The organism is Bradyrhizobium sp. USDA 4449 (assembly GCF_054056275.1).
Genome location: NZ_JBSRYD010000002.1, coordinates 77,263 through 95,708 on the forward strand (window position 1 = coordinate 77,263; position 18,446 = coordinate 95,708).

20 protein-coding genes are annotated in these 18,446 nt (G+C 62.0%); 10 read left to right on the forward strand and 10 right to left on the reverse strand.

The features are described 5' to 3' along the window. Positions 1–68: 68 nt before the first annotated feature. The gene (locus tag ACVIIW_RS36365) at positions 69–350 is read left to right on the forward strand and encodes a WGR domain-containing protein (protein ID WP_456705427.1); all 282 of its coding nucleotides are present in this window, start codon (positions 69–71) and stop codon (positions 348–350) included. Positions 351–639: 289 nt separating this feature from the next. On the opposite strand, the gene ACVIIW_RS36370 is transcribed toward ACVIIW_RS36365, so the two are convergent. Together ACVIIW_RS36370 and ACVIIW_RS36375 are read right to left on the reverse strand one after the other, a co-directional pair. Beyond that, the gene (locus ACVIIW_RS36370; protein ID WP_456705428.1) at positions 640–1,374 is read right to left on the reverse strand and encodes an SDR family NAD(P)-dependent oxidoreductase; all 735 of its coding nucleotides are present in this window, start codon (positions 1,372–1,374) and stop codon (positions 640–642) included. 10 nt (positions 1,375–1,384) lie between these two features. Further along, complete coding sequence (locus tag ACVIIW_RS36375; protein WP_456705429.1) at positions 1,385–2,425, reverse strand: LacI family DNA-binding transcriptional regulator; 1,041 nt, start codon at positions 2,423–2,425, stop codon at positions 1,385–1,387. A 187-nt stretch (positions 2,426–2,612) separates the two neighbouring features. Here ACVIIW_RS36375 and ACVIIW_RS36380 point away from each other — a divergent pair, with 187 nt between their 5' ends. From ACVIIW_RS36380 to ACVIIW_RS36415, 8 genes are read left to right on the forward strand one after another with little or no spacing between them, the layout of a single operon-like run. Beyond that, on the forward strand, positions 2,613–3,914 hold the full coding sequence (locus ACVIIW_RS36380) for an ABC transporter substrate-binding protein (protein WP_456705430.1): 1,302 nt from the start codon (positions 2,613–2,615) through the stop codon (positions 3,912–3,914). Positions 3,915–3,974: 60 nt separating this feature from the next. Beyond that, positions 3,975–4,862: a carbohydrate ABC transporter permease gene (locus tag ACVIIW_RS36385; RefSeq protein WP_456705431.1), complete on the forward strand. Its 888-nt coding sequence runs from the start codon at positions 3,975–3,977 to the stop codon at positions 4,860–4,862. 4 nt (positions 4,863–4,866) lie between these two features. After that, positions 4,867–5,694 carry a carbohydrate ABC transporter permease gene (locus ACVIIW_RS36390; RefSeq protein WP_456705432.1) on the forward strand — a complete coding sequence of 276 codons (828 nt, stop codon included), beginning with the start codon at positions 4,867–4,869 and terminating at the stop codon, positions 5,692–5,694. A 7-nt stretch (positions 5,695–5,701) separates the two neighbouring features. Beyond that, positions 5,702–6,706, forward strand: a complete 1,005-nt coding sequence (locus tag ACVIIW_RS36395) for a zinc-dependent alcohol dehydrogenase family protein (protein ID WP_456705433.1) — start codon at positions 5,702–5,704, stop codon at positions 6,704–6,706. A 6-nt stretch (positions 6,707–6,712) separates the two neighbouring features. Next, positions 6,713–7,786 (forward strand): ABC transporter ATP-binding protein, encoded by a 1,074-nt coding sequence (locus ACVIIW_RS36400; protein ID WP_456705434.1) that lies wholly within the window; start codon positions 6,713–6,715, stop codon positions 7,784–7,786. Further along, a complete protein-coding gene (locus tag ACVIIW_RS36405; RefSeq protein ID WP_456705435.1) occupies positions 7,783–8,742 on the forward strand; it encodes a sugar kinase in 960 nt (319 codons plus the stop codon). The genes ACVIIW_RS36400 and ACVIIW_RS36405 overlap by 4 nt, the downstream gene beginning before the upstream one ends. Beyond that, positions 8,739–9,776, forward strand: a complete 1,038-nt coding sequence (locus tag ACVIIW_RS36410; RefSeq protein WP_456705436.1) for a tagatose 1,6-diphosphate aldolase — start codon at positions 8,739–8,741, stop codon at positions 9,774–9,776. The genes ACVIIW_RS36405 and ACVIIW_RS36410 overlap by 4 nt, the downstream gene beginning before the upstream one ends. A gap of 39 nt (positions 9,777–9,815) precedes the next feature. After that, a complete protein-coding gene (locus tag ACVIIW_RS36415; RefSeq protein ID WP_456705437.1) occupies positions 9,816–10,940 on the forward strand; it encodes a mandelate racemase/muconate lactonizing enzyme family protein in 1,125 nt (374 codons plus the stop codon). A gap of 392 nt (positions 10,941–11,332) precedes the next feature. Here ACVIIW_RS36415 and ACVIIW_RS36420 read toward each other — a convergent pair whose 3' ends face one another. The 8 genes from ACVIIW_RS36420 to ACVIIW_RS36455 form a co-directional block, all read right to left on the reverse strand. Next, a complete protein-coding gene (locus tag ACVIIW_RS36420; protein ID WP_456703560.1) occupies positions 11,333–12,616 on the reverse strand; it encodes an ISNCY family transposase in 1,284 nt (427 codons plus the stop codon). Positions 12,617–12,806: 190 nt separating this feature from the next. After that, on the reverse strand, positions 12,807–12,959 hold the full coding sequence (locus ACVIIW_RS36425; RefSeq protein ID WP_456705438.1) for a hypothetical protein: 153 nt from the start codon (positions 12,957–12,959) through the stop codon (positions 12,807–12,809). A gap of 803 nt (positions 12,960–13,762) precedes the next feature. Then, on the reverse strand, positions 13,763–14,203 hold the full coding sequence (locus ACVIIW_RS36430) for a type II 3-dehydroquinate dehydratase (RefSeq protein WP_456705439.1): 441 nt from the start codon (positions 14,201–14,203) through the stop codon (positions 13,763–13,765). Between the two features lie 24 nt (positions 14,204–14,227). Beyond that, on the reverse strand, positions 14,228–14,983 hold the full coding sequence (locus tag ACVIIW_RS36435) for an amino acid ABC transporter ATP-binding protein (RefSeq protein WP_456705440.1): 756 nt from the start codon (positions 14,981–14,983) through the stop codon (positions 14,228–14,230). A 12-nt stretch (positions 14,984–14,995) separates the two neighbouring features. After that, complete coding sequence (locus ACVIIW_RS36440; RefSeq protein WP_456705441.1) at positions 14,996–15,763, reverse strand: transporter substrate-binding domain-containing protein; 768 nt, start codon at positions 15,761–15,763, stop codon at positions 14,996–14,998. An 87-nt stretch (positions 15,764–15,850) separates the two neighbouring features. Then, positions 15,851–16,507, reverse strand: a complete 657-nt coding sequence (locus ACVIIW_RS36445) for an amino acid ABC transporter permease (RefSeq protein ID WP_456705442.1) — start codon at positions 16,505–16,507, stop codon at positions 15,851–15,853. A gap of 23 nt (positions 16,508–16,530) precedes the next feature. Beyond that, a complete protein-coding gene (locus ACVIIW_RS36450) occupies positions 16,531–17,199 on the reverse strand; it encodes an amino acid ABC transporter permease (protein ID WP_456705443.1) in 669 nt (222 codons plus the stop codon). Between the two features lie 107 nt (positions 17,200–17,306). Next, the gene (locus ACVIIW_RS36455) at positions 17,307–17,939 is read right to left on the reverse strand and encodes a hypothetical protein (protein WP_456705444.1); all 633 of its coding nucleotides are present in this window, start codon (positions 17,937–17,939) and stop codon (positions 17,307–17,309) included. A gap of 119 nt (positions 17,940–18,058) precedes the next feature. Here ACVIIW_RS36455 and ACVIIW_RS36460 point away from each other — a divergent pair, with 119 nt between their 5' ends. Then, a complete protein-coding gene (locus tag ACVIIW_RS36460; RefSeq protein ID WP_456705445.1) occupies positions 18,059–18,277 on the forward strand; it encodes a helix-turn-helix domain-containing protein in 219 nt (72 codons plus the stop codon). Positions 18,278–18,446 lie beyond the last annotated feature (169 nt).

Genomic DNA, 18,446 nt, shown 5'->3' on the forward strand with positions numbered 1-18,446 from the left:
GAATCGTTGGCCCTGATCGATTCATTTATTTAATTGGACGGTCGATTCGGTAATTGCGATTCTGGCGCATGTCCGAACTCACCGTGCAATACCTCGTGCTCGAGCGTCGCGATCCGGCTCGTAACATGGCGCGCTTCTATGTGCTCACGATCGAGCCGACACTCTTTGGCGATACGGCATTGGTGCGTGAATGGGGCCGTCTCGGCGGGCGTGGCCGACGGCGGCTGGATCTATTCGATGGTCACGTGCAGGCCGTCGAGGCCCTAGAGTCCTGGCTAAGACGGAAAACCCGTCGTGGTTACGTCCAGCGCCATTCGCCATGCTTGGAGCGAACGCGCGATCCGGCGTGAAGAGATGGCTGGGATGGACGAAGCGCCGAAGAAAGTATATCAAAGTAATCCGAAGTCGTCTTCGGTAGCATTCCAAGAATTGAAAAAGTATTCCATGATCTATGTTATACGGCACCAATAGGTAGCCGCGAAAGCGGCGTGGCCATCCTCTTCCCCGGGCAATCCGTGTGTCACACTCAGGAGATGATTCGCCGGTGCATGGACGCGTGACATGTGGTCCTGGTAAATACTCGGAACAATTCGCCGCTCTCTAATGAGGTTTCGGTGACCTCCGTCCAGAGCCTGTCCATTATCCGGCGAGAAAACCGCCATCTACGGCAACGACCGTCCCGGTCGCGTATTGCGAGGCCGGCATGCACAGGAAGGCGACTGCGCCAGCGACATCTGCCGGCTGGCCCCACCGCTTGAATGCGGTGCGCTCGGCGATGCGCTGGTAGTGCGCTTGATCGGTGCGGCCGGCCGCATTGATCGCCGTCTCGATGTAGCCTGGCGCGACCGCATTGACGCGAATGCCTTCCTCAGCCCACTTCAAGGCCAGCGCCTTGGTCAACATCACGACACCGCCCTTGCTGGCGCAATAAGCAGGAATCCGTGGCAGGGCCAGCGTCGCATTCATCGAAGCGATGTTGACGATCGAGCCCTTCTGCACGGCGAGCAGCGGGCGAAACGCCATGCAGGTTCGAAACGTGCCGGTGAGATTTACATCGATCACCTTCATGAAGGTTTCGATCTCGAATTCCTCGTCGCGCGCGAGAATCCCGGCGCAGTTGACCAGCGCATCGACGCGCCTGTGCTGCAGGGCGAACGACGCAACGGATGCATCGTCGGTCACGTCGAGCTTCGCGAGCGTCAGGCCCGTGCGCGGCTTGAGGAGCGTGCGGGCGAGATCGGCCTCATTGGCGCCCGTGGCCGTCACCGTCGCGCCGAGGTCGCAAAACTGGTTGCTGATGGCGGCTCCAATGTCGCCGGCGCCGCCGATCACGACGGCATGGAAGCCGGCAGCGAGGGAAAAGTTCGAATTCATCGGCTGGATCTCACTTCAGGGACTTCGGAGGCGCAGCCGTCGATTCTCGTACCACCAGCGAGAAGTCGATCTCGCGATGCATGATGGTTTGCTCGCCGGCAAGGCTCCGCACCAGATATTCGCCGGCGCGCTGCCAGGTCTCTCCGGTCGGAACGTGGATCGTGGTGAGGCTCGGCCGCAAATGGCGGCTCCAGTCGAGGTCGTCGAAGCCGACCACCGACAGGTCGCGCGGCACGGAGAAACCGTCGCGCTCGGCCTCCAGCAGCACGCCATAGGCGATGACGTCGTTGCCGCACACCACGGCTGAGGGCCGATCCTTGAGGGTGAGGAGATATCGCGCCGCCTCGCGCGCGTCGTCCAGCGTATAGGGTACCTCGACATGCCATTGCGGAGGCAGCTCGAGGCCGTTCTCGGCAAGCGCGCGCCGAAAGCCGGCGACGCGGGCGCTGGCGCGGTCGTTGTTGCGCTGAAGCGCCGAGACGATCCCGATGCGGCGATGGCCGAGCTCGATGACATGCGCGGCGGCGCGATGGGCGGCGGCTTCATTGTCGGTGCCGACGCAAGGGTAGGGCCGGTCGGGCTGGTAGATGCCGACATTGATGAAGGGCACCGCGTTGTCCGCGAGCAGCTTGCGCAAGCCGTCGTGATGGCAATCGCCCCGCAGCACGAGGCCATCGACCCCGCGGCTGATCAGGTTGCGCGCCTGCTGCAGTTCGACGTCGAGATCATAACCGCTGGTGGTGAGGAACAGCATGTATCCGACCGAGGACAGATATTGCTGGAGCGAGGCGATGCCGCGCGCGAACATCGTGTTGTCGATCGTCGGCACGATCGCGCCGAGGGTGCGCGAGCGCCGTGACGACAGAAGGCGCGCCGGCGCGTGCGGGATGTAGCCGAGAGCGTCGATCGCTTGTTCGATGCGGGCGCGCAGGGAAGGGCTGACCGCAGCCGGATCGTTGAGCGCGCGCGAGACCGAGGCGGTCGAAACGCCGGCCCGGGCCGCCACGGCGCGGATGCCCTGTTTCACGGATTTGGCGTTGGTCAGGCTCATGAATGTAACGTTACATTCTGCGGCGTGGCCGCGTCGTAGCGGATATGCACATGTCTGCCGGAGATTTCGTTGCTTGTCCATCGCTTGACACACCGGATTCGAGGTCTATTTTGTAACCGTTTTCAATTGATGCTCAAATGTTCAAAATGGTCCGCCAACCAAGGCGGCCAGCCGGGAGGAGAGTTCGATGAAGGCCAGGATGCTCGCGACGCATGTCGCGCTACCCGTTCTCGCGATTGCAGCGGTCAGTGCGCCGGCGCGGGCGGCGGATTTCGACTGGATGAAGTTCAAGGGCAAGACCGTCACCTTTCTCGCCAACAACAATCCGGTCTCCCAGGCGCTGCTGACCTACAAGGCCGATTTCGAGAAGCTGACCGGCATGACCCTGAAGGTCGACGGCTATCAGGAGCAGCAGATGCGCCAGCGTCTGGTCACCGTCATGAATGCGAACAGCGACGAGGTCGACGTGTTCATGACGCTGCCGTCGCGCGAGGGCGAGCAGTTCGCCGCCGCCGGCTGGTATGCCGACCTCACCGCAATGGCCAAGAACGAGGTGGCCAAGGACTATGATCCGGTCGGGCTGAGCCAGGCGTTGCTGAAAGCCGCGACCTTCGGCGGCAAGCTGACGAGCATGCCGATGAACATCGAGGGCCCGATCTTTTATTACCGTACCGACATCTTCAAGAAGTGCGGTGTCGAGGCGCCGAAGACCATCAAGGAAGTCGAAGCCGCCGCTGCGAAGATCAAGTCCTGCGACAGCGCGGTGACGCCGTTCGTCTCGCGCGGACTCAAGCCGGCGATCGCCTACACCTTCAGCAACATGCTGCACAATATCGGCGGCAGCTATATCGCAGGCGGCAAGTCGAACCTCTGCTCGGCCAAGGGCAAGGAGGCGCTCGATACCTATAGCCGCCTGCTGCGCGATTTCGGGCCGCCCGGCGTCGTCAACTACAGCTTCCAGCAGATCTCGGCGCTCTATCGCAGCGGCCGCGCGGCGATGGCGTTCGAATCCTCGAACGAATTGCGCACGGTGATGGAAGGCGGCGCGCGGTTGAAGGACACCGGCCTGTTGCCGTTCCCGGCCGGCGAGGCCGGCACGGTGCCGACCACCATCGGCTGGGGCATGGCGGTGTCTTCGCACAGCAAGCAGGCGGATGCGGCCTGGTATTTCGTGCAATGGGCGACGAGTCCCGAGGTGCAGAAGAAGATGGCGCTGCAGGGCATTGCCCCGCCGCGTCCGTCGGTCGCAAAGGACCCTGAATATCGCAAGTGGATCGACGAGGAGCCGGTTCGCAAGGAATGGCAGGCGGCGCTAGACGTGCTCGCCACGAAGGGCTCCTCTGAGGTCGGCTATCCCATCGTCGCCAATCCGGAATCCCGTGAGTTCATCGGCCAGGCGGTGCAGGATCTGATCCTGAAGCAGAAGCCGATCGACCAGGCTTGCGCCGATGCCGACAAGGCACTCGATGCGCTGATCGCCCAGAAATAATGTTCGGTGCTGGCTGGCCTGCGGCCGGCCGGCACGCGTCACCCCCAAGGAATCGCACGCATGTCTGATGCGGCTGCGACGCTCACGCAGGATCGACAGAAGCTGGAAATGTCGGCGCTTTCGGCACCGGCCGTGATCTTCACGGTCGCGATGATCGCGTTTCCCGTACTCTATACGGTCTGGCTCGGTTTCCAGAGCTTCTCCTCGACCGGCAAGCAGTCCTTTGCGGGCCTTGCCAATTATTCCAGGCTGGTCTCCGACTACGAGTTCTGGCACGGCCTGTGGGTCACGATCGCCCTCTATGTGCTGTCGCTGGTGCTGCAGCTCGTGTTCGGCGTCTGGCTCGCGCTGGTGCTGTTTCATGCCAAGCGCCTGCCGGGCATCGTCCGCTCGCTGTTCATCTCGCCCTTCATGATGCCGCCGGTGGTGGCGGGCATGATGTGGCTGGTGATCCTCGATCCGTCGCTCGGCGCCGCCAACTACATCCTGCAAGCATTCGGCCTGCCGCCGTCGGACTGGCTGGCCTCGCCATCCCTGGTCATTCCGACCGTGGCGCTGATCGACAGCTGGCAGTGGACGCCTTACGTCGCGCTGATCGTGTTGGGCGGATTGCAGTCCCTGCCGCCGAGCGTCTACGAGGCCGCGCAGATCGACGGTGCATCCCCATTCAAGACTTTCCAGCGCATCACGCTGCCGCTGCTGCTGCCGACCATCGTCACCGCGGCGATCCTGCGCAGCGTCGATCTGCTGCGCTTCTTCGACATCATCTACATCACCACCCAGGGCGGCCCCGGCAACGCCTCGAACACGCTCAACATCTACGGCTTCCGGGTCGGCTTCGAGTTCTTCAACATCGGCTATGCCAGCGCCTTGATGCTGACGTTGACGGCGATCGTGTTCGGCGCCGTGCTCGCCTTCAACCGCCTGCGCGGCGCAGTGGCGTGGTGATGTCATGAACGATGCCGCCCACACCGACCGCTGGATCCGCCGGCTCAACACCCTGCAGCTCGTGCTCGCCGGCGTGCTCATCATGGCGCCGACGGTCTGGATGGTGCTGTCCTCGTTCAAGCCGTCCTTCGAGGTCACCGCCTATCCGCCGACGCTGATCTTCACGCCGACATTGGATAATTATGTCGAGCTGACCAGGACGACGCCATTCCTGAGCTACGCGCTCAACAGCCTGATCGTCACCGTCGGCTCGACCGCGCTCGGATTGCTGTTTGGAATTCCTGCCGCGTTCGCGGTCTCCTGGACGCGGATTTCGTGGCCGGCGATCCTGACGCTCGCTGCGCGCATGGCGCCGGGCACGCTGTTCCTGCTGCCCTGGTACGTGATGTTCCGGCAGGTCGGCATGATCGGCTCCTATACCGCACTGATCCTCAGCCATGCCGTGATCACGCTGCCGATCGTGATCTGGGTGCTGCTGCCGTCCTTCGACGGCATTCCACGCAGCGTGTTCGAGGCGGCGCAGGTCGATGGATGCAGCGTCACGCGCATCCTCTGGCGCATCGCGCTGCCGTTGGTGGCATCAGGCGTCGCGGTCTCGGCGATCCTCGCCTTCGTCTTCTCGTGGAACTACTTCCTGTTTGCGCTGGTGCTCTCCAATGGCGACACCAAGACGCTGATCGCGGCGGCCTTCAACTTCATCGGCGAAGGCTCGACGCAATGGGGCGCCCTCATGGCGGCGGCAACGCTGATCGCGCTGCCGCCGCTGGTGCTGGCTGCCCTGGTCCAGCGCTGGCTGGTGTCCGGACTGACGCTCGGCGCGGTGAAAGGTTAGGTATCCGATGAACGTGTCCCCCCGTACGAATTCGATCATGCAGGCCGCGGTGTTCCACGGCAATGACCGCATCACGATCGAACGCGTGGCAATGCCTGATGTCGCCACCGGCGAGGTGCTGGTCCGCGTCTTGCGCACCGCGTTATGCGGCTCGGACTTCAAGCTGTGGCACAAGGGCTCCGAGTTCACCGCTGGCCATGAGATCTTCGGCGTCGTCGAGCAGCCCGGTCACCGACTGCATGGCCGGCGCTGCGCGGTCTACATTCCCCTGCATTGCGACCACTGCGCGGCCTGCAAGCGCGGCGATACCCAGATGTGCCTCGAGGTCTCCAGCCTGATCGGCTGGAACAGGCCGGGGGGATATGCCGAATACGTGCCGGTGCCGGAAAACTGCCTGCTTCCGGTGCCCGACGACATCGAGGACAGCCTCGCGCCGCTGCTGCTCGATACCATCGGCACGTCAGGCCACGCGGTGCGCTTCGTCAGCCGCGTGGTGCCGTCGGACGAGGCGGGGCCGGTTCTCATCATGGGAGCAGGGCCGGTTGGCCTCGGCGTCGTGCTGGCGCTCCGCGCGCTCGGCTACGATGACATCCATGTCGCCGATCCCAACGCGGCGCGTCTCAGAATCGCGCAATCCTTTGGCGCGACGGCGCATCCGGTGGGCGACACATCGAAGCGCTTCGCCCTCATCATGGAATGTTCGGGCGCGCATGCTGCGCGCAATCTCGGCATCGAGCTGGTCCTGCCGCGCGGCGCATTGGTGCTGGTCGGCGAGAACGCTGCGCCCTGGACCATCGAGGAAGGCAAGGTGTTTCGCCGCAAGGATTTCTACATGATCCGGACCTTCTATTTCCCGGTCCAGGATTTCGAGCCGAATGTCGAGCTGCTGCGCAAGTACAGGGACGAGTACCGCGTCCTCGTCGACGGCGAGTTCGGCCTGTCGGCTCTGCCCGAAAATTTCGTCCGCTTCGCCAAGGGCGAGCTGATCAAGCCTGTGCTGGCGCTGGACTGAGCGATCATGGCCTCGATCTCGATCCGCAATCTCGTCAAGCGCTACGACAATTTCACCGTGATCCCCGATCTTAACCTGGAGATCGCGGACCACGAGTTCGTCGTGTTCGTCGGCCCGTCCGGCTGCGGCAAGTCGACCTTGCTGCGCATCATCGCCGGCCTCGAGCCGATCTCGTCGGGCGATCTCTATATCGGCGACAAGCGCGTCAACGGCGTGCAGGCCGCGCAACGCGACATCGCGATGGTGTTTCAGGACTACGCGCTCTATCCGCACATGAAGGTGTACGACAACATGTCGTTTGCGCTGGAGCTGCGGGGCGTGCCGAAGGCGGAGATCGACGCCCGCGTCAAGCGCGCCGCGGCGCTACTGCACATCGAGCCTTACCTCGACCGCAAGCCGAAGGAGCTGTCCGGCGGCCAGCGGCAGCGCGTTGCGATGGGCCGCGCCATCGTGCGCAATCCCAAGGCGTTCCTGTTCGACGAGCCCTTGTCCAACCTCGACGCCAAGCTGCGCGGGCAGGTGCGCGCCGAGATCAAGGCGCTGTCGCAGGAGCTGAAGACGACCATGGTCTTCGTCACCCACGACCAGATCGAGGCCATGACCATGGCCGACCGGATCGTCGTGCTCCAGAGCGGCACGATCCAGCAATACGATACGCCCGAGGCGGTCTATGAGCGGCCCGCCAACCAGTTCGTTGCCGGCTTCATCGGCTCGCCCGCGATGAATTTCTTTCCGGTCGAATGGCGTGACGACCGGGCCATTCTGTCGCAAGGCGGAACGGTGGTGCCGCTCGACGGCGAGACTGCGGGTCGCCTGCGGCAGGCTGGCAATGCCGTGCTTGGCGTTCGTCCCGAACATTTTGCCGTGGCGACGGATGCCGTCGACGGTATCGCCATCAACGTCAAGCTGGTCGAGCCGCTCGGCTCGGATACGTTAATCCATTTCGATCTTGCTGGCGCCCCTGCCATTGCGCGTGTCGATCCGGCGCTGCGGCCGAAGGTCGGCGATCGCATCACATTGCGCCCGCAAGCCGGCAAGACGCATTTGTTCGATGCCGCCAACGGGCAGGTCTTGCGATGAACGCCTCGGTCAACATCGCCGATGTCTCGGCGCTGGCGGATGTCGCATCCGGGGCGAAGCCTGTGCACGTGATCTGCCTCGGCTTGTCCGCGCTCGACCAGGTCTGGCGGGTCGACCGGCCGTTCGCGGGCGGAAGCGAGAAGATCAAGGCCGTGGAGTACGGCACGCTCGGCGGCGGCATGGCTGCCAATGCGAGCGTCGCGGTGGCAAAGCTCGGCGCGTCCGTCGCGTTCTGGGGGCGGGCGGGGGCTGACGCCGCCGGTCACGAGATGAAGTCGGCTTTCACGGCGGAAGGCGTCGAAGTCGAGAGCTTCAGGCTGTTTGCCGACGGCCGCTCGTCCGTCTCCGGGATCATCGTCGATGCTTCCGGCGAGCGGCAGATCGTGAATTTCCGCGGCCAGTATCCAGAGGCTGCGGACTGGCTCCCGCTCGAAGCCGTTGCGCGCGCATCGTCCGTGCTGGCCGATCCGCGCTGGGTCGAGGGCGCTGCGACGTTGTTTCAGCAGGCGCGGACGCGCGGCATCCCGACGGTGCTCGACGGCGACATGGCCGATGCCGAAGTGTTCGAGCGGCTGCTGCCGCTGACCGACCATGCCATCTTCTCCGAGCCCGCGCTTGCGGCCTTTGCCGGCTCATCTGAAGACAAGTCCATCGCGGGCATCGCGCGCTTCGGCTGCCGCGTCATCGCCGTCACGCGCGGCGAGGCGGGCGTGAGCTGGCACGCGAATGGCGAGCTGCACCGCCAGGCCGCCTATGCCGTCGACGTCGTCGACACCACGGGCGCGGGCGACGTCTTCCATGGCGCCTATGCGCTGGCGATCGGCGCCGGCCTCGAAGTGCGGGCCGCCATGACGTTTTCCGCGGCGGCGGCCGCCATGAAATGCCGCCATGCCGGCGGGCGGAACGGGATCCCCACCATCAACGAGTGTCTTGCATTCATAAGGACGAAGTCATGAGAACGATTGGAAAGAACCGCGGCCTGGCACGGCTTGCTGACGCAGATGGCCACTTTCGCATGGTCGCGCTGGACCAGCGGCCGCCCTTGTTCGATGCCATCGCGAAAGCCAAAGGCATCACGCGAGATCAGGTCGAATATTCCGACGTCACGGCGGCCAAGCGCCTCCTGGTCGAGAACCTCGCGCCGTATTGCAGCTCCATGCTGTTCGATCCGAATTTCGCGGTGCCCGCCGCGATCGATCTATTGCCGCCGCGCTGCGGCCTGATCATGACGCTGGAAGAGCACCGCGTCGAGGAGACCGCCGGCGGCCGCAAGTCGCGTGCGATCACCAACTGGAGCGTGGACAAGATTCGCGCCATGGGCGGCGACGCCGTCAAGGTACTCGCCTGGTACCGGCCGGACGCCGATGCCGCCGTGAACGAGCATCAGAAGCGCTTCGTGCGCGAGATCGGCGAGGATTGCGCCCGCCATGACATTCCCTATGTGCTGGAGCTCCTGGTCTATCCGTTCCTCGGCAGCCCCAATCATACCGCCGACTACGTGGAATCGCCCGGCAAGCTTCCAGGCCTCGTCATCGACAGCGTGCGCGAGTTTGCCAAGCCCGAATACGGCGTCGATCTCCTCAAACTGGAGAGCCCTCTGGCGGCCAACAGCCTGCCGGCCCGTGACGGCAGCGCGGAGGCGAAAGCCGCGCAGAAGGAGTTCGATGCGATCGGCGGTATCTGCCGCGAGCGGAGCATCCCCTGGGTGCTGCTGTCGGGGGGCGCCGCGCCGGAGAAATTCGAGCGCGTGCTCGAGTACTCCTATGCCGCAGGGGCGAGCGGATTTCTGGCGGGCCGAACCATTTGGCTCGACGCCGTCCTGAAGAATTTCCCGGACCGCGCAGCGGTGTCGGCGAGCCTGCGCAAGGATGGCCTCAACGTGCTCGAGCGTCTCAATAAGCTGACCACGGCCAAGGGCGCCGCGTGGAAGGCTCGCTTTCCGGTATTCACCGAAATCAAGCAAGAAGGTGACTTCGCGCGCGCCTACTGAGATGGTCGCGGCTCCGCGTGGTCTCGCAGGATCTGCAACATGACTGACAGCTTTACCATCCGTTCGATCGAGGCGTTCTGCTATCGCTATCCGCTCGCAGCGCCGGTGGTGACGTCGTTCGGCAAGATGCTCAACCGTCCCGCCGTCTTCGTTCGCGTCGTCGACGAAGACGGCGTCGAGGGATGGGGGGAAGCCTGGTCCAACTTTCCTGCTCCAGGCGCGGAGCATCGTGCCCGGCTCATCAACGAGGTGCTTGCGCCGGGCCTCCTCAGGCGCAAATTCGGTGGTCCGGCTGAGGTTTTCGAGACCCTCACCAGGGGAACCGAAGTGCTGGCGCTCCAATGCGGTGAGCCGGGCCCGTTCGCGCAGGCGATCTCCGGCATCGATATCGCGCTGTGGGATCTCTCCGCACGGCGGCAACGTTCGCCGCTGTGGCGGATGCTCGGCGGTCAATCGAGCACGATCAAGGTCTATGCCAGCGGCATCAATCCAGGCGGCGCCGCGCAGACGGCGGAAGCCGCGCTCGAGCGCGGCCATCGCGCATTGAAGCTAAAGCTCGGGTTCGGTCTCGAAACCGATCTTGCCAATCTCGGCGCGCTGCGCGCCCTCGTCGGCGCGGGTATGCTCGCCGCCGATGCCAATCAGGCCTGGTCGGTCGGGCAGGCATTGGAGATGCTGCCGCGCCTCGCCGCGTTCGATCTTCGCTGGCTGGAGGAGCCGATCCGCGCCAACCGGCCGTGGGAAGAGTGGTGCAGGCTCGGGGGCGCCGCGAAGATGCCGATTGCCGCGGGCGAGAACATCTCCAGCGTCGAGGGATTCAGGGACGCTCTGGCCAAAGACGTGCTCGGTGTGATTCAACCCGACATCGCGAAATGGGGCGGACTCAGCGTCTGCGCGGGCGTCGCGCGTGATATCCTGAGATCGGGCAAGACATTCTGCCCACATTATCTGGGCGGCGGCATTGGACTGCTTGCCTCGGCGCATCTCCTGGCCGGTGTCGGAGGCGACGGTTGGCTCGAGGTGGATGTCAACGACAATCCATTGCGCAATTTCTATTGCGGCCCGGTTCTTAGCGTCAGGGAAGGCACGGTTGAATTGGATCAGGGGGCGGGGCTCGGAATCGTGCCAGATCTTTCCTCTATTGAGCGCTATCGTAGCGCCTAGAACCAGAACCCATCGCTTATCAGGGCGCGATGCTGGATCCTGCCGAGGTCCCAATGATTTTGCTACATCCATGAGGAAAGAGCGCTCAACTCGATCCAATCTCGGTTAAAGGCGGGGATGGTGTCGATCCCATCAGGCAACGGACGCGCTGGGCAACCGTTCATTGTTACACTTGAGTTTTGTCGGGGCAAGGCAGAAATGACACCCGGCGTGCAAAGTAGAAATGTCACCCGAACTGACAGCAACCGGGGCGCATGGACGTTATTTTTGGCCTGAAGACGCGCCTGCGCTCGTTAGAAATGTCACCAGGAAATCGGTGAGGAGGGCGCGCGGACGCGGAGCTGGCCGGGGTTGCGCAGCGGCCGCGCGACCGGATGGTACGCCCTGGAAGGTCAGGTTGGCTTGAACATGTGCCGCTCGGCCTGGCCTCGACGGCGTGGCGCCTTGGCTGAGCGCGACATGTCCAGCTGCTTCTGCTGCTCGGCAATGTAGGCCAAGACCTCGCCCAGCCGCTTGTTCTCGACGATCGCCGCCTGATTGACCTTCTGCAGCTTGTCGAACGTTCGGTAGGGCAAATCCCGCCCGTTGTGCCGGATCGCCAGATGGCCATCCGGATAGTCGATGATCGTGACGCGCTGGCGGGCAAGCCGCCGCGTGACCTCGTTGTTCTCGAGCATGAACAGGATCTTGTCGTACTGAATCGTCAGATTGTTCGTCAGCGTGCGCTCTTCCTTCCAGGCAAAGACGTCGCTCAGCGGCGCCAGGTCCTCACCGGGGCGATGGGCATCCTGGTCCGACTTCGCAGTCTTGCCAAAGCGAGCATTGTAGCTCGCCATAAACGCCGGCAGGAACGCGTTGCCGGCCGCGATCGTCGAGATCCCGGCAAGCCGCATCTCCTTCACCAGACGATCCTGCAGCGTTCCGAATGAGCGCTCCACCCGACCTTTGGCCTGAGGGGAGTTGGCACAGATGATATCGATGTTGAGTTCGCTCAGAGCGCGGCCGAATTGCGTCATCCCGTTGCCACCGGCCGCCTCGCGATGGTTGACCCGGAAGATCGAGTGCTTGTCCGAGTAAAACGCAACCGGGCGGCCATAACGCTCCACATAGACCCTGGTCTCGCGCAGATAATCCAGCGTCGATTCCGAAGGTACGAACGCCGCATGCAGAATCTGGCTGGTCGCATCGTCGATATAGGCCAGCAGCGAGCACTCCGGGCCACGTCCTTCGAACCAGTAATGCTTCGAACCGTCGATCTGGATCAGCTCACCAGTCCGTTCACGCCGGTTGCGCGGCTGATGCACCGAGGGCAGGCGGCGCTTCCGATCAATCCATAGCCCGTCCGCCAACATCCACTTGCGCAGCGTCTCCCGCGACACCAGGCAGGCGTGGTTCTCTTTGAGCTTCTCTGCCGCCAGCGTCGGGCCGAAATCCGCATAACGCGCCTTCACCAGCGACATCGTCAGCTCGCGCACCTGCGCCGGCATCCGGTTGTTGCTGGGCTTGCCACGACGCTTGGAGGCCAAGCTTGCCGCTCCATGCTCGCGGAGCGAACGGAGCAGCCGGAACACCTGTCGCCGTTGCAACTGAAGCACCGTGGCGGCTTCTGACACCCGCAATCGCCCGGCTTGTACCTCCATCAAAATATTGAGCCGCGAAAACTCCTTGTCGCTCATAGACACCACCACGATTGCCGTCCCCCGCAACTGCATTCCAACCGCGGAGTGCCATCTCAACTTTGCGGAGGGGTGTCATCTCTATATTGCGCTTACAAGTTTGATTCGCATAATACTCATTATGGAATATCCGAAGTGAGATGGCGTTGTCAAAAGCCCGTCTGAGCCTTAGCACGTCAACCGTCTCAATCTATCCCGCAGCTTGCATCACGAGCAAGAGCTGCGCCCGCGTCATTTCCGGTTTCTTGAAGCGTTCGCGCATACGCCGAATGGCTGCAACAGCGCGAGCTTCGTCGAGTGCGATAGTATCTGCAATGAAACCGTCGGCCGATTTCGCCTCCATGTTCAGGTCGGAAAGAACTGCCGCCGGAGTCCCTAAGGTTTTCCGTTACAATCATCGCGGCTTGCGCCTTGGCCGCCGCAGCAAAACGTGGTGATCGTTGGGATCGGGCAGACCCGCGGCAACCGGCAAGAAGTTATCGAAATCTGTAACCATGGCGTCTTCAAAGGCAGCTTCCATGCTGGCGCGCGCGAAATCTGCGCGCCGGGGCATCGGCGAAGCCCCTGCCGGACAAAATTTCCTCGATAGCTGTTTCGGTCTCATCCAGGACGGGGCTCGACCAGCGGAGACGAAAAATTCCACCTCGGCCAGGAGCGAAGCACCTTCCTTTTGAGCGCGCTTGAAAGCGAGCACGCATCGACGAATGCGGTGAAGCGGTTTGCAAACAAGCGTACAGGTGCTCCGCGTCCTGCTCGGCGAGATTCGCAAGCGCTTTGCCCCGCTTCTCATCACGCGTGCGCTAAAGTTCCTGACCACCGTTGGACTTACGGGCGCGATCAGCTGCGGAAGACTACGAACACCCCGCGCCCCTACCCGTCTGAGGTCGCGAGAACCGGCTAGGAGACACCCGCAGGAGGGTCAGCATAGTGCGCCGACGCGTAGCATCGGGACCCGGGAGCGAGTGCAGTCGCGCGACCGGTTAAGGCGGCACCCGAGCTCCGGGGTTGCGAAGCGATCACCCAGCGGAATGCGCGCGGGCGTGCAGGGCCCAAGCTGCTGGCCCATGTTCTGTTTGTCAAGTACGCTCTGCACCTGCCGGTTCGGGTCAACGCGAGGCATCGATCTCCCGATTTCGCTGGCGCCGGTCAAGCCGGGGCCAAGAATCGAGCCATAGCATCGATGGCGAGCTCGTATCCGTTTGCTCCAAAGCCAATCAGGATGCCAGTCGCGGTGCGCGAGATAAGGGAGTTGTGGTAGGTGCTCTCCCGTGCATGAACGTTCGAGATATGCAGCTCGATCTTGGGACCGCGGAACATCTTCAGCGCGTCGAGCAGCGCGATTGACGTGAAGGTGTAGCCGGCCGGATTGACGATGATACCTGCGGCCTCTTGGCGCGCCTGATGCACGCTCTCAACCAGTTCGCCCTCGAAATTGGTCTGACGGAAGTCGATGTCATAGCCAAGCGGCCTGGCGCGGGCAATGCAACGGTCGCGAATTTCGGGGAGCGTGGTTCGCCCGTAGATCTCGGGTTCGCGCTGGCCAAGGAGGTTGAGGTTAGGTCCGTTCAGAAGGAAGATTTTCTTCATGTTTTTCCCTTTTTTAGGTGGCTTCTAATCGACGAGAAGCTGGCCGAGAAACGCCTGCGTCCGCTTGTGTGTGGGCGCCGAAAAGAACTGTTCCGGAGATGCCTCTTCGACGATTTCACCGTCGGCCATGAAGACCACTCGGTCCGCCACCGCCCGTGCGAAGCCCATTTCGTGGGTGACGCACACCATGGTCATGCCGTCAGCGGCAAGGCTGATCATAGTGTCGAGCACCTCCTTGACCATTTCCGGGTCCAGCGCCGAAGTCGGCTCGTCGAACAGCATGATCTTTGGATTCATGCACAGCGCGCGGGCGATCGCTACGCGCTGCTGCTGGCCGCCGGACAACTGAGCTGGGTACTTCTGTGCGTGCTCGCCGATCTTGACGAGAGCGAGTAGGCGTCTCGCTGTTGCCCGCGCTTCTTCCAGAGATACGCCCCGGACCTTCAACGGCGCGAGCATGCAGTTTTCGAGCACGGTCATGTGCGGAAAGAGATTGAATTGCTGGAACACCATGCCGACTTCCATCCGCACCGCGTCGATATTCTTACCTCCTGCCGTCAGATCTATACCATCGACGACAATCGTGCCGCTCTGCACGGTCTCCAACTGGTTGATGCAACGCACGAGCGTCGATTTTCCGGAACCGGACGGTCCGCACAGCACGATGCGCTCGCCGTTACCGACTGTGAGATTGATGTTCTTCAGCGCGTGAAATCCGCCAAAGTACTTGTTGACGCCATCCATGACGATGGCGGTTTGGGAATCGACTGTGGGCGGCATGGAGCGTCCTGCTTATTGCACGGTAAAGGGAACGCCCTCGATCTTGGTCGGGAATTCGGGCAGCGGCTGGTCGATCCACTTCTTATTGATCGCAGCCAGTTCACCGCTGGCCCGGATTTCGTCGATCAGGGTGTTTAGCCAGACGTTCAGATTGCTCTGGCCGGGTTTGGTCGCAATACCCATCCACTGCTCGTTGAAGACCAGCTTCTGCTCGAATTCATTATTGGGGAATATCTTGTTGATGTTGATCATGTAGGTGGTATTTGCTCCGATGGCCTGTACCTGCCCGGCAATTAGGGCCTGGATGACAGCCGAGTCATCGTCGAAGCGGCGAATGTCTGCGGACTTGGGCAGACCATTGGTAATGGCAATATCCTGGGCCCCGCCGCGCACGACACCGATTCGAAGAGCGGCTGCGTCTTCGAGCTTCGTGATCATCTGGCCCTTCCTGGCAAGCAGGATGATCTTCATTCCGGCATAAGGCTCGGTGAACTGCACCACTTTGGCGCGCTCCGGATACATGCCCATGATCGCAAGCATCATATCGACCTTACCGGTCATGACTTGCGCGATACGCGCGGCAACGGTCGTCCCGACGAACTCCGCCTTGACGCCCATCTTTTTGGCGATCAGCTCGCCGACCTCCACATCATAACCCGCAGGCTTGCCCGACGCATCGAGGAAGCCCCACGGCGGCAACTCCGACAACACACCGATCCTGACTATGCCACGCTGCTTGATTTCCGCGATCGTCTGAGCGCCTACCATCTGTGGGGACATGGCTGCAAATCCGAGCGCTAACCCACAAACAATCACGCGACGATGAAAATATTTCGATATCACATTTCCTCCTTGGTGCATTTTGGCTTATTGGCTTCTTACTGGCGTGAGGCGACGTTCGATAAGTCGTCCCAGCTGCGATAGCGGCCAGCAGACTATGAAATAGATCAGGCCGACAATCGCGAAAATCAGCAGCGGCCGGTACGTGATATTAGAGAGCAGCGTTCCAGTCCGGGATAGCTCGGTGAAACCGATGATCGCCGCCAGCGACGTGCCCTTGATAAGCTGAACCAGGAAGCCGATGGTTGCCGGCAGCGAAATCTTTAGGGCTTGCGGCAGGATGATGTAGCGCATCCGGAACCCATAGTGGATGCCGAGAGCCTTGGCGGCTTCGGTCTGGCCGCGCGGGATTGATTCGATCGATCCGCGCCAGATCTCGCCCAGAACGGCGCTCGCGTGAAGCATGAATGCAATCGACACCGCAATCCAGGGGCTCACCGAGATGTTGAGCAGCCCTATACCGTAGTAGACGATGAACAATTGCAGTAGCAGTGGAGTGCCGCGGAACATCTCGATGAACGCGGCGGCAAACCGCTCCAGCGGCCTCAAACCGCAGGTCCGGCATAACGCCACGGCGAGTCCGCCGAGGCCTCCAAACAGGAAACCGACTGCCGACAAGGCCAGCGTCCACAGGGTACCGACCAGCAGCAGATGAAACTGTGCGGGCCCAAGTGAGGTGATCATGGCTGGACTCGCATGCGTACCTCTTACCCTGCCGGATATGCAAAACAGATGCGCCGGATCAGCGTAGACAACTTGGACAGCCCAAAGGACATCGCAAGGTAGAGCCCGGCGATCGTGAAGTAGATCTCGAAGCTGCGGAAGGTCACGGCCTCGAGCTCCGCACCGACGTGCGTCAGCTCGGCCGCGGTAATGGACGAGGCGATACTCGATGTCAGCATCAGAAAGATGAACTGGCTGGTCATCGCCGGATACACAGTGCGCAGCGCAGGTTTGAGAACGACATGGCGGAAGATCTGCGTCGGCCTGAGACCGAGGGCGAGCCCCGCCTCGATCTGGCCGCGCGACACCGCCTCGACGCCGGCGCGCAGGATCTCTATCGTATAAGCGGCGCCGTTCAGGCTGAGCGCGATGATCGCCGCGACATTTGGATCGAGCCGCACGCCGATGCTGGGTAGTCCGAAGTAGAGAAAGAAGATCTGCACGAGAAACGGCGTGTTGCGCACGATCTCGACGAATGCTCCGATGAGCCAGGTGCTGATCGTCTCCCGCATCTGCAGCACGAGCACGGCTGCGACGGCAATCGCGAGCGTGACCGGCATCGCGAGCAGCGACAGTTGCAGCGTCAACAGGCAGCCCTTCAGCAGTTCGCGCCAATGCGCGACGACAGCAGTGAAATCGAAGGCGTATGCCACGCGTCCTCCCGGTAATAGGCCAGGGTCCCCCCATGGCGCGCGCTATTGATGAACGACTCACAGGATATCGCCGGCGTTCTCGCGGAAACGCCAGTCTTCTGGTTCGTCTAATCGCAATTGTGTATGGAGTGCTCCAACTCTCGATTTCGCGGGGCGCATTCTTCCTCGCTTCGAAAGTTGTGGGAAACGAGACGATGGACAGGATTACCGTATCGCGGAGGCTCGCTGTTGACCCGCAGCAGTGTCAGTTCGCCATCGCAGCCGCCGATCATGGGAGTATCCGGCAAGCTGCCGAGTTGCGGTCGGTTCAACATTCGATCCTTAACCGATCTATTCGTCGGTTTGAGCATAGGATCCGCGTCACCGTATTCATTGCGCAAAGGCTCGGTTGCGATACTGCAGACTGTTTCGATTAGCAGACGTACCGCTCGTCCTTCCCAAGTGATTTGATCGATCGGCGCTTCCCAGTACTTCGGTACAACATAGGCCAAATGGCGGGCCTTAACGGCCAAGCCTGCTATCGTGTATGCCGGGGTCTCCATGATCGCTCGTTCGATAGGATCGAGGCAGGCCAGTAGTGCTTCATCCTCCATCGTGGAGTAGCCGTCGGAAAGCTCAAGATTCCCATCCTGGCGTTCGAGTTCTGCTGCGATCTCGATGAATTGCCTCTCAAGCCCCAAAAGAGCTGCGTCTGACGAGGTGTCACAATTCGGGCAATGGCTCCCAAGACGCTCGGCCATCAAATTAAACTCCAATACACGAAAAACGTCTGCTCTAAACGGTTACCGTTGAAATTCGCGGATGTCAACGCTTTTCGTGGCTGGTAGACGCAAAACGTGTCTCATGAAATGGCGGTTGGATGACCCCCGATCAATCTCGGGCAGCGCGTGGACTGCTCGACTGGTCTCAGGCCGAATTGGCTGCTCGGTCCAATTTGAGCGAGAGCACCATTCGTGACTTCGAAAAAGGCCGCAGGATCCCTTCCATAAATAACTTAGCCGCGGTCAGACGTGCTTTAGAGGCCGCAGGGGTTGAATTTATCGACGGCAACCACCCCGGAGTTCGACTCACGCGCTAGACTAACGACGTTCGACGACCGGCTTACTTAATTATAAGAGAGCCATGACTGGAGATGACTGAAGGGCGTCACACCGTGTCATCCCTGAGGCGCGCCCCCTGTCCAGGAACGCAACGATCGCCTGATGTCGGCAGCGTGCACTAGCTGCGGCCTATCTCCCGTCTGAAGA

Bases quoted from the DNA above. Each gene is read 5' to 3' on its own strand.
- ACVIIW_RS36370 (WP_456705428.1), bottom strand. From the start codon at position 1,374: ATGAATTCGAACTTTTCCCTCGCTGCCGGCTTCCATGCCGTCGTGATC.
- ACVIIW_RS36430 (WP_456705439.1), bottom strand. From the start codon at position 14,203: ATGAAGAAAATCTTCCTTCTGAACGGACCTAACCTCAACCTCCTTGGC.
- ACVIIW_RS36425 (WP_456705438.1), bottom strand. From the start codon at position 12,959: ATGGAGGCGAAATCGGCCGACGGTTTCATTGCAGATACTATCGCACTC.
- ACVIIW_RS36385 (WP_456705431.1), top strand. From the start codon at position 3,975: ATGTCTGATGCGGCTGCGACGCTCACGCAGGATCGACAGAAGCTGGAA.
- ACVIIW_RS36435 (WP_456705440.1), bottom strand. From the start codon at position 14,983: ATGCCGCCCACAGTCGATTCCCAAACCGCCATCGTCATGGATGGCGTC.
- ACVIIW_RS36400 (WP_456705434.1), top strand. From the start codon at position 6,713: ATGGCCTCGATCTCGATCCGCAATCTCGTCAAGCGCTACGACAATTTC.
- ACVIIW_RS36365 (WP_456705427.1), top strand. From the start codon at position 69: ATGTCCGAACTCACCGTGCAATACCTCGTGCTCGAGCGTCGCGATCCG.
- ACVIIW_RS36375 (WP_456705429.1), bottom strand. From the start codon at position 2,425: ATGAGCCTGACCAACGCCAAATCCGTGAAACAGGGCATCCGCGCCGTG.
- ACVIIW_RS36460 (WP_456705445.1), top strand. From the start codon at position 18,059: ATGACCCCCGATCAATCTCGGGCAGCGCGTGGACTGCTCGACTGGTCT.
- ACVIIW_RS36410 (WP_456705436.1), top strand. From the start codon at position 8,739: ATGAGAACGATTGGAAAGAACCGCGGCCTGGCACGGCTTGCTGACGCA.
- ACVIIW_RS36405 (WP_456705435.1), top strand. From the start codon at position 7,783: ATGAACGCCTCGGTCAACATCGCCGATGTCTCGGCGCTGGCGGATGTC.
- ACVIIW_RS36440 (WP_456705441.1), bottom strand. From the start codon at position 15,763: ATGTCCCCACAGATGGTAGGCGCTCAGACGATCGCGGAAATCAAGCAG.
- ACVIIW_RS36395 (WP_456705433.1), top strand. From the start codon at position 5,702: ATGAACGTGTCCCCCCGTACGAATTCGATCATGCAGGCCGCGGTGTTC.
- ACVIIW_RS36420 (WP_456703560.1), bottom strand. From the start codon at position 12,616: ATGAGCGACAAGGAGTTTTCGCGGCTCAATATTTTGATGGAGGTACAA.
- ACVIIW_RS36380 (WP_456705430.1), top strand. From the start codon at position 2,613: ATGAAGGCCAGGATGCTCGCGACGCATGTCGCGCTACCCGTTCTCGCG.
- ACVIIW_RS36445 (WP_456705442.1), bottom strand. From the start codon at position 16,507: ATGATCACCTCACTTGGGCCCGCACAGTTTCATCTGCTGCTGGTCGGT.
- ACVIIW_RS36455 (WP_456705444.1), bottom strand. From the start codon at position 17,939: ATGGCCGAGCGTCTTGGGAGCCATTGCCCGAATTGTGACACCTCGTCA.
- ACVIIW_RS36390 (WP_456705432.1), top strand. From the start codon at position 4,867: ATGAACGATGCCGCCCACACCGACCGCTGGATCCGCCGGCTCAACACC.
- ACVIIW_RS36415 (WP_456705437.1), top strand. From the start codon at position 9,816: ATGACTGACAGCTTTACCATCCGTTCGATCGAGGCGTTCTGCTATCGC.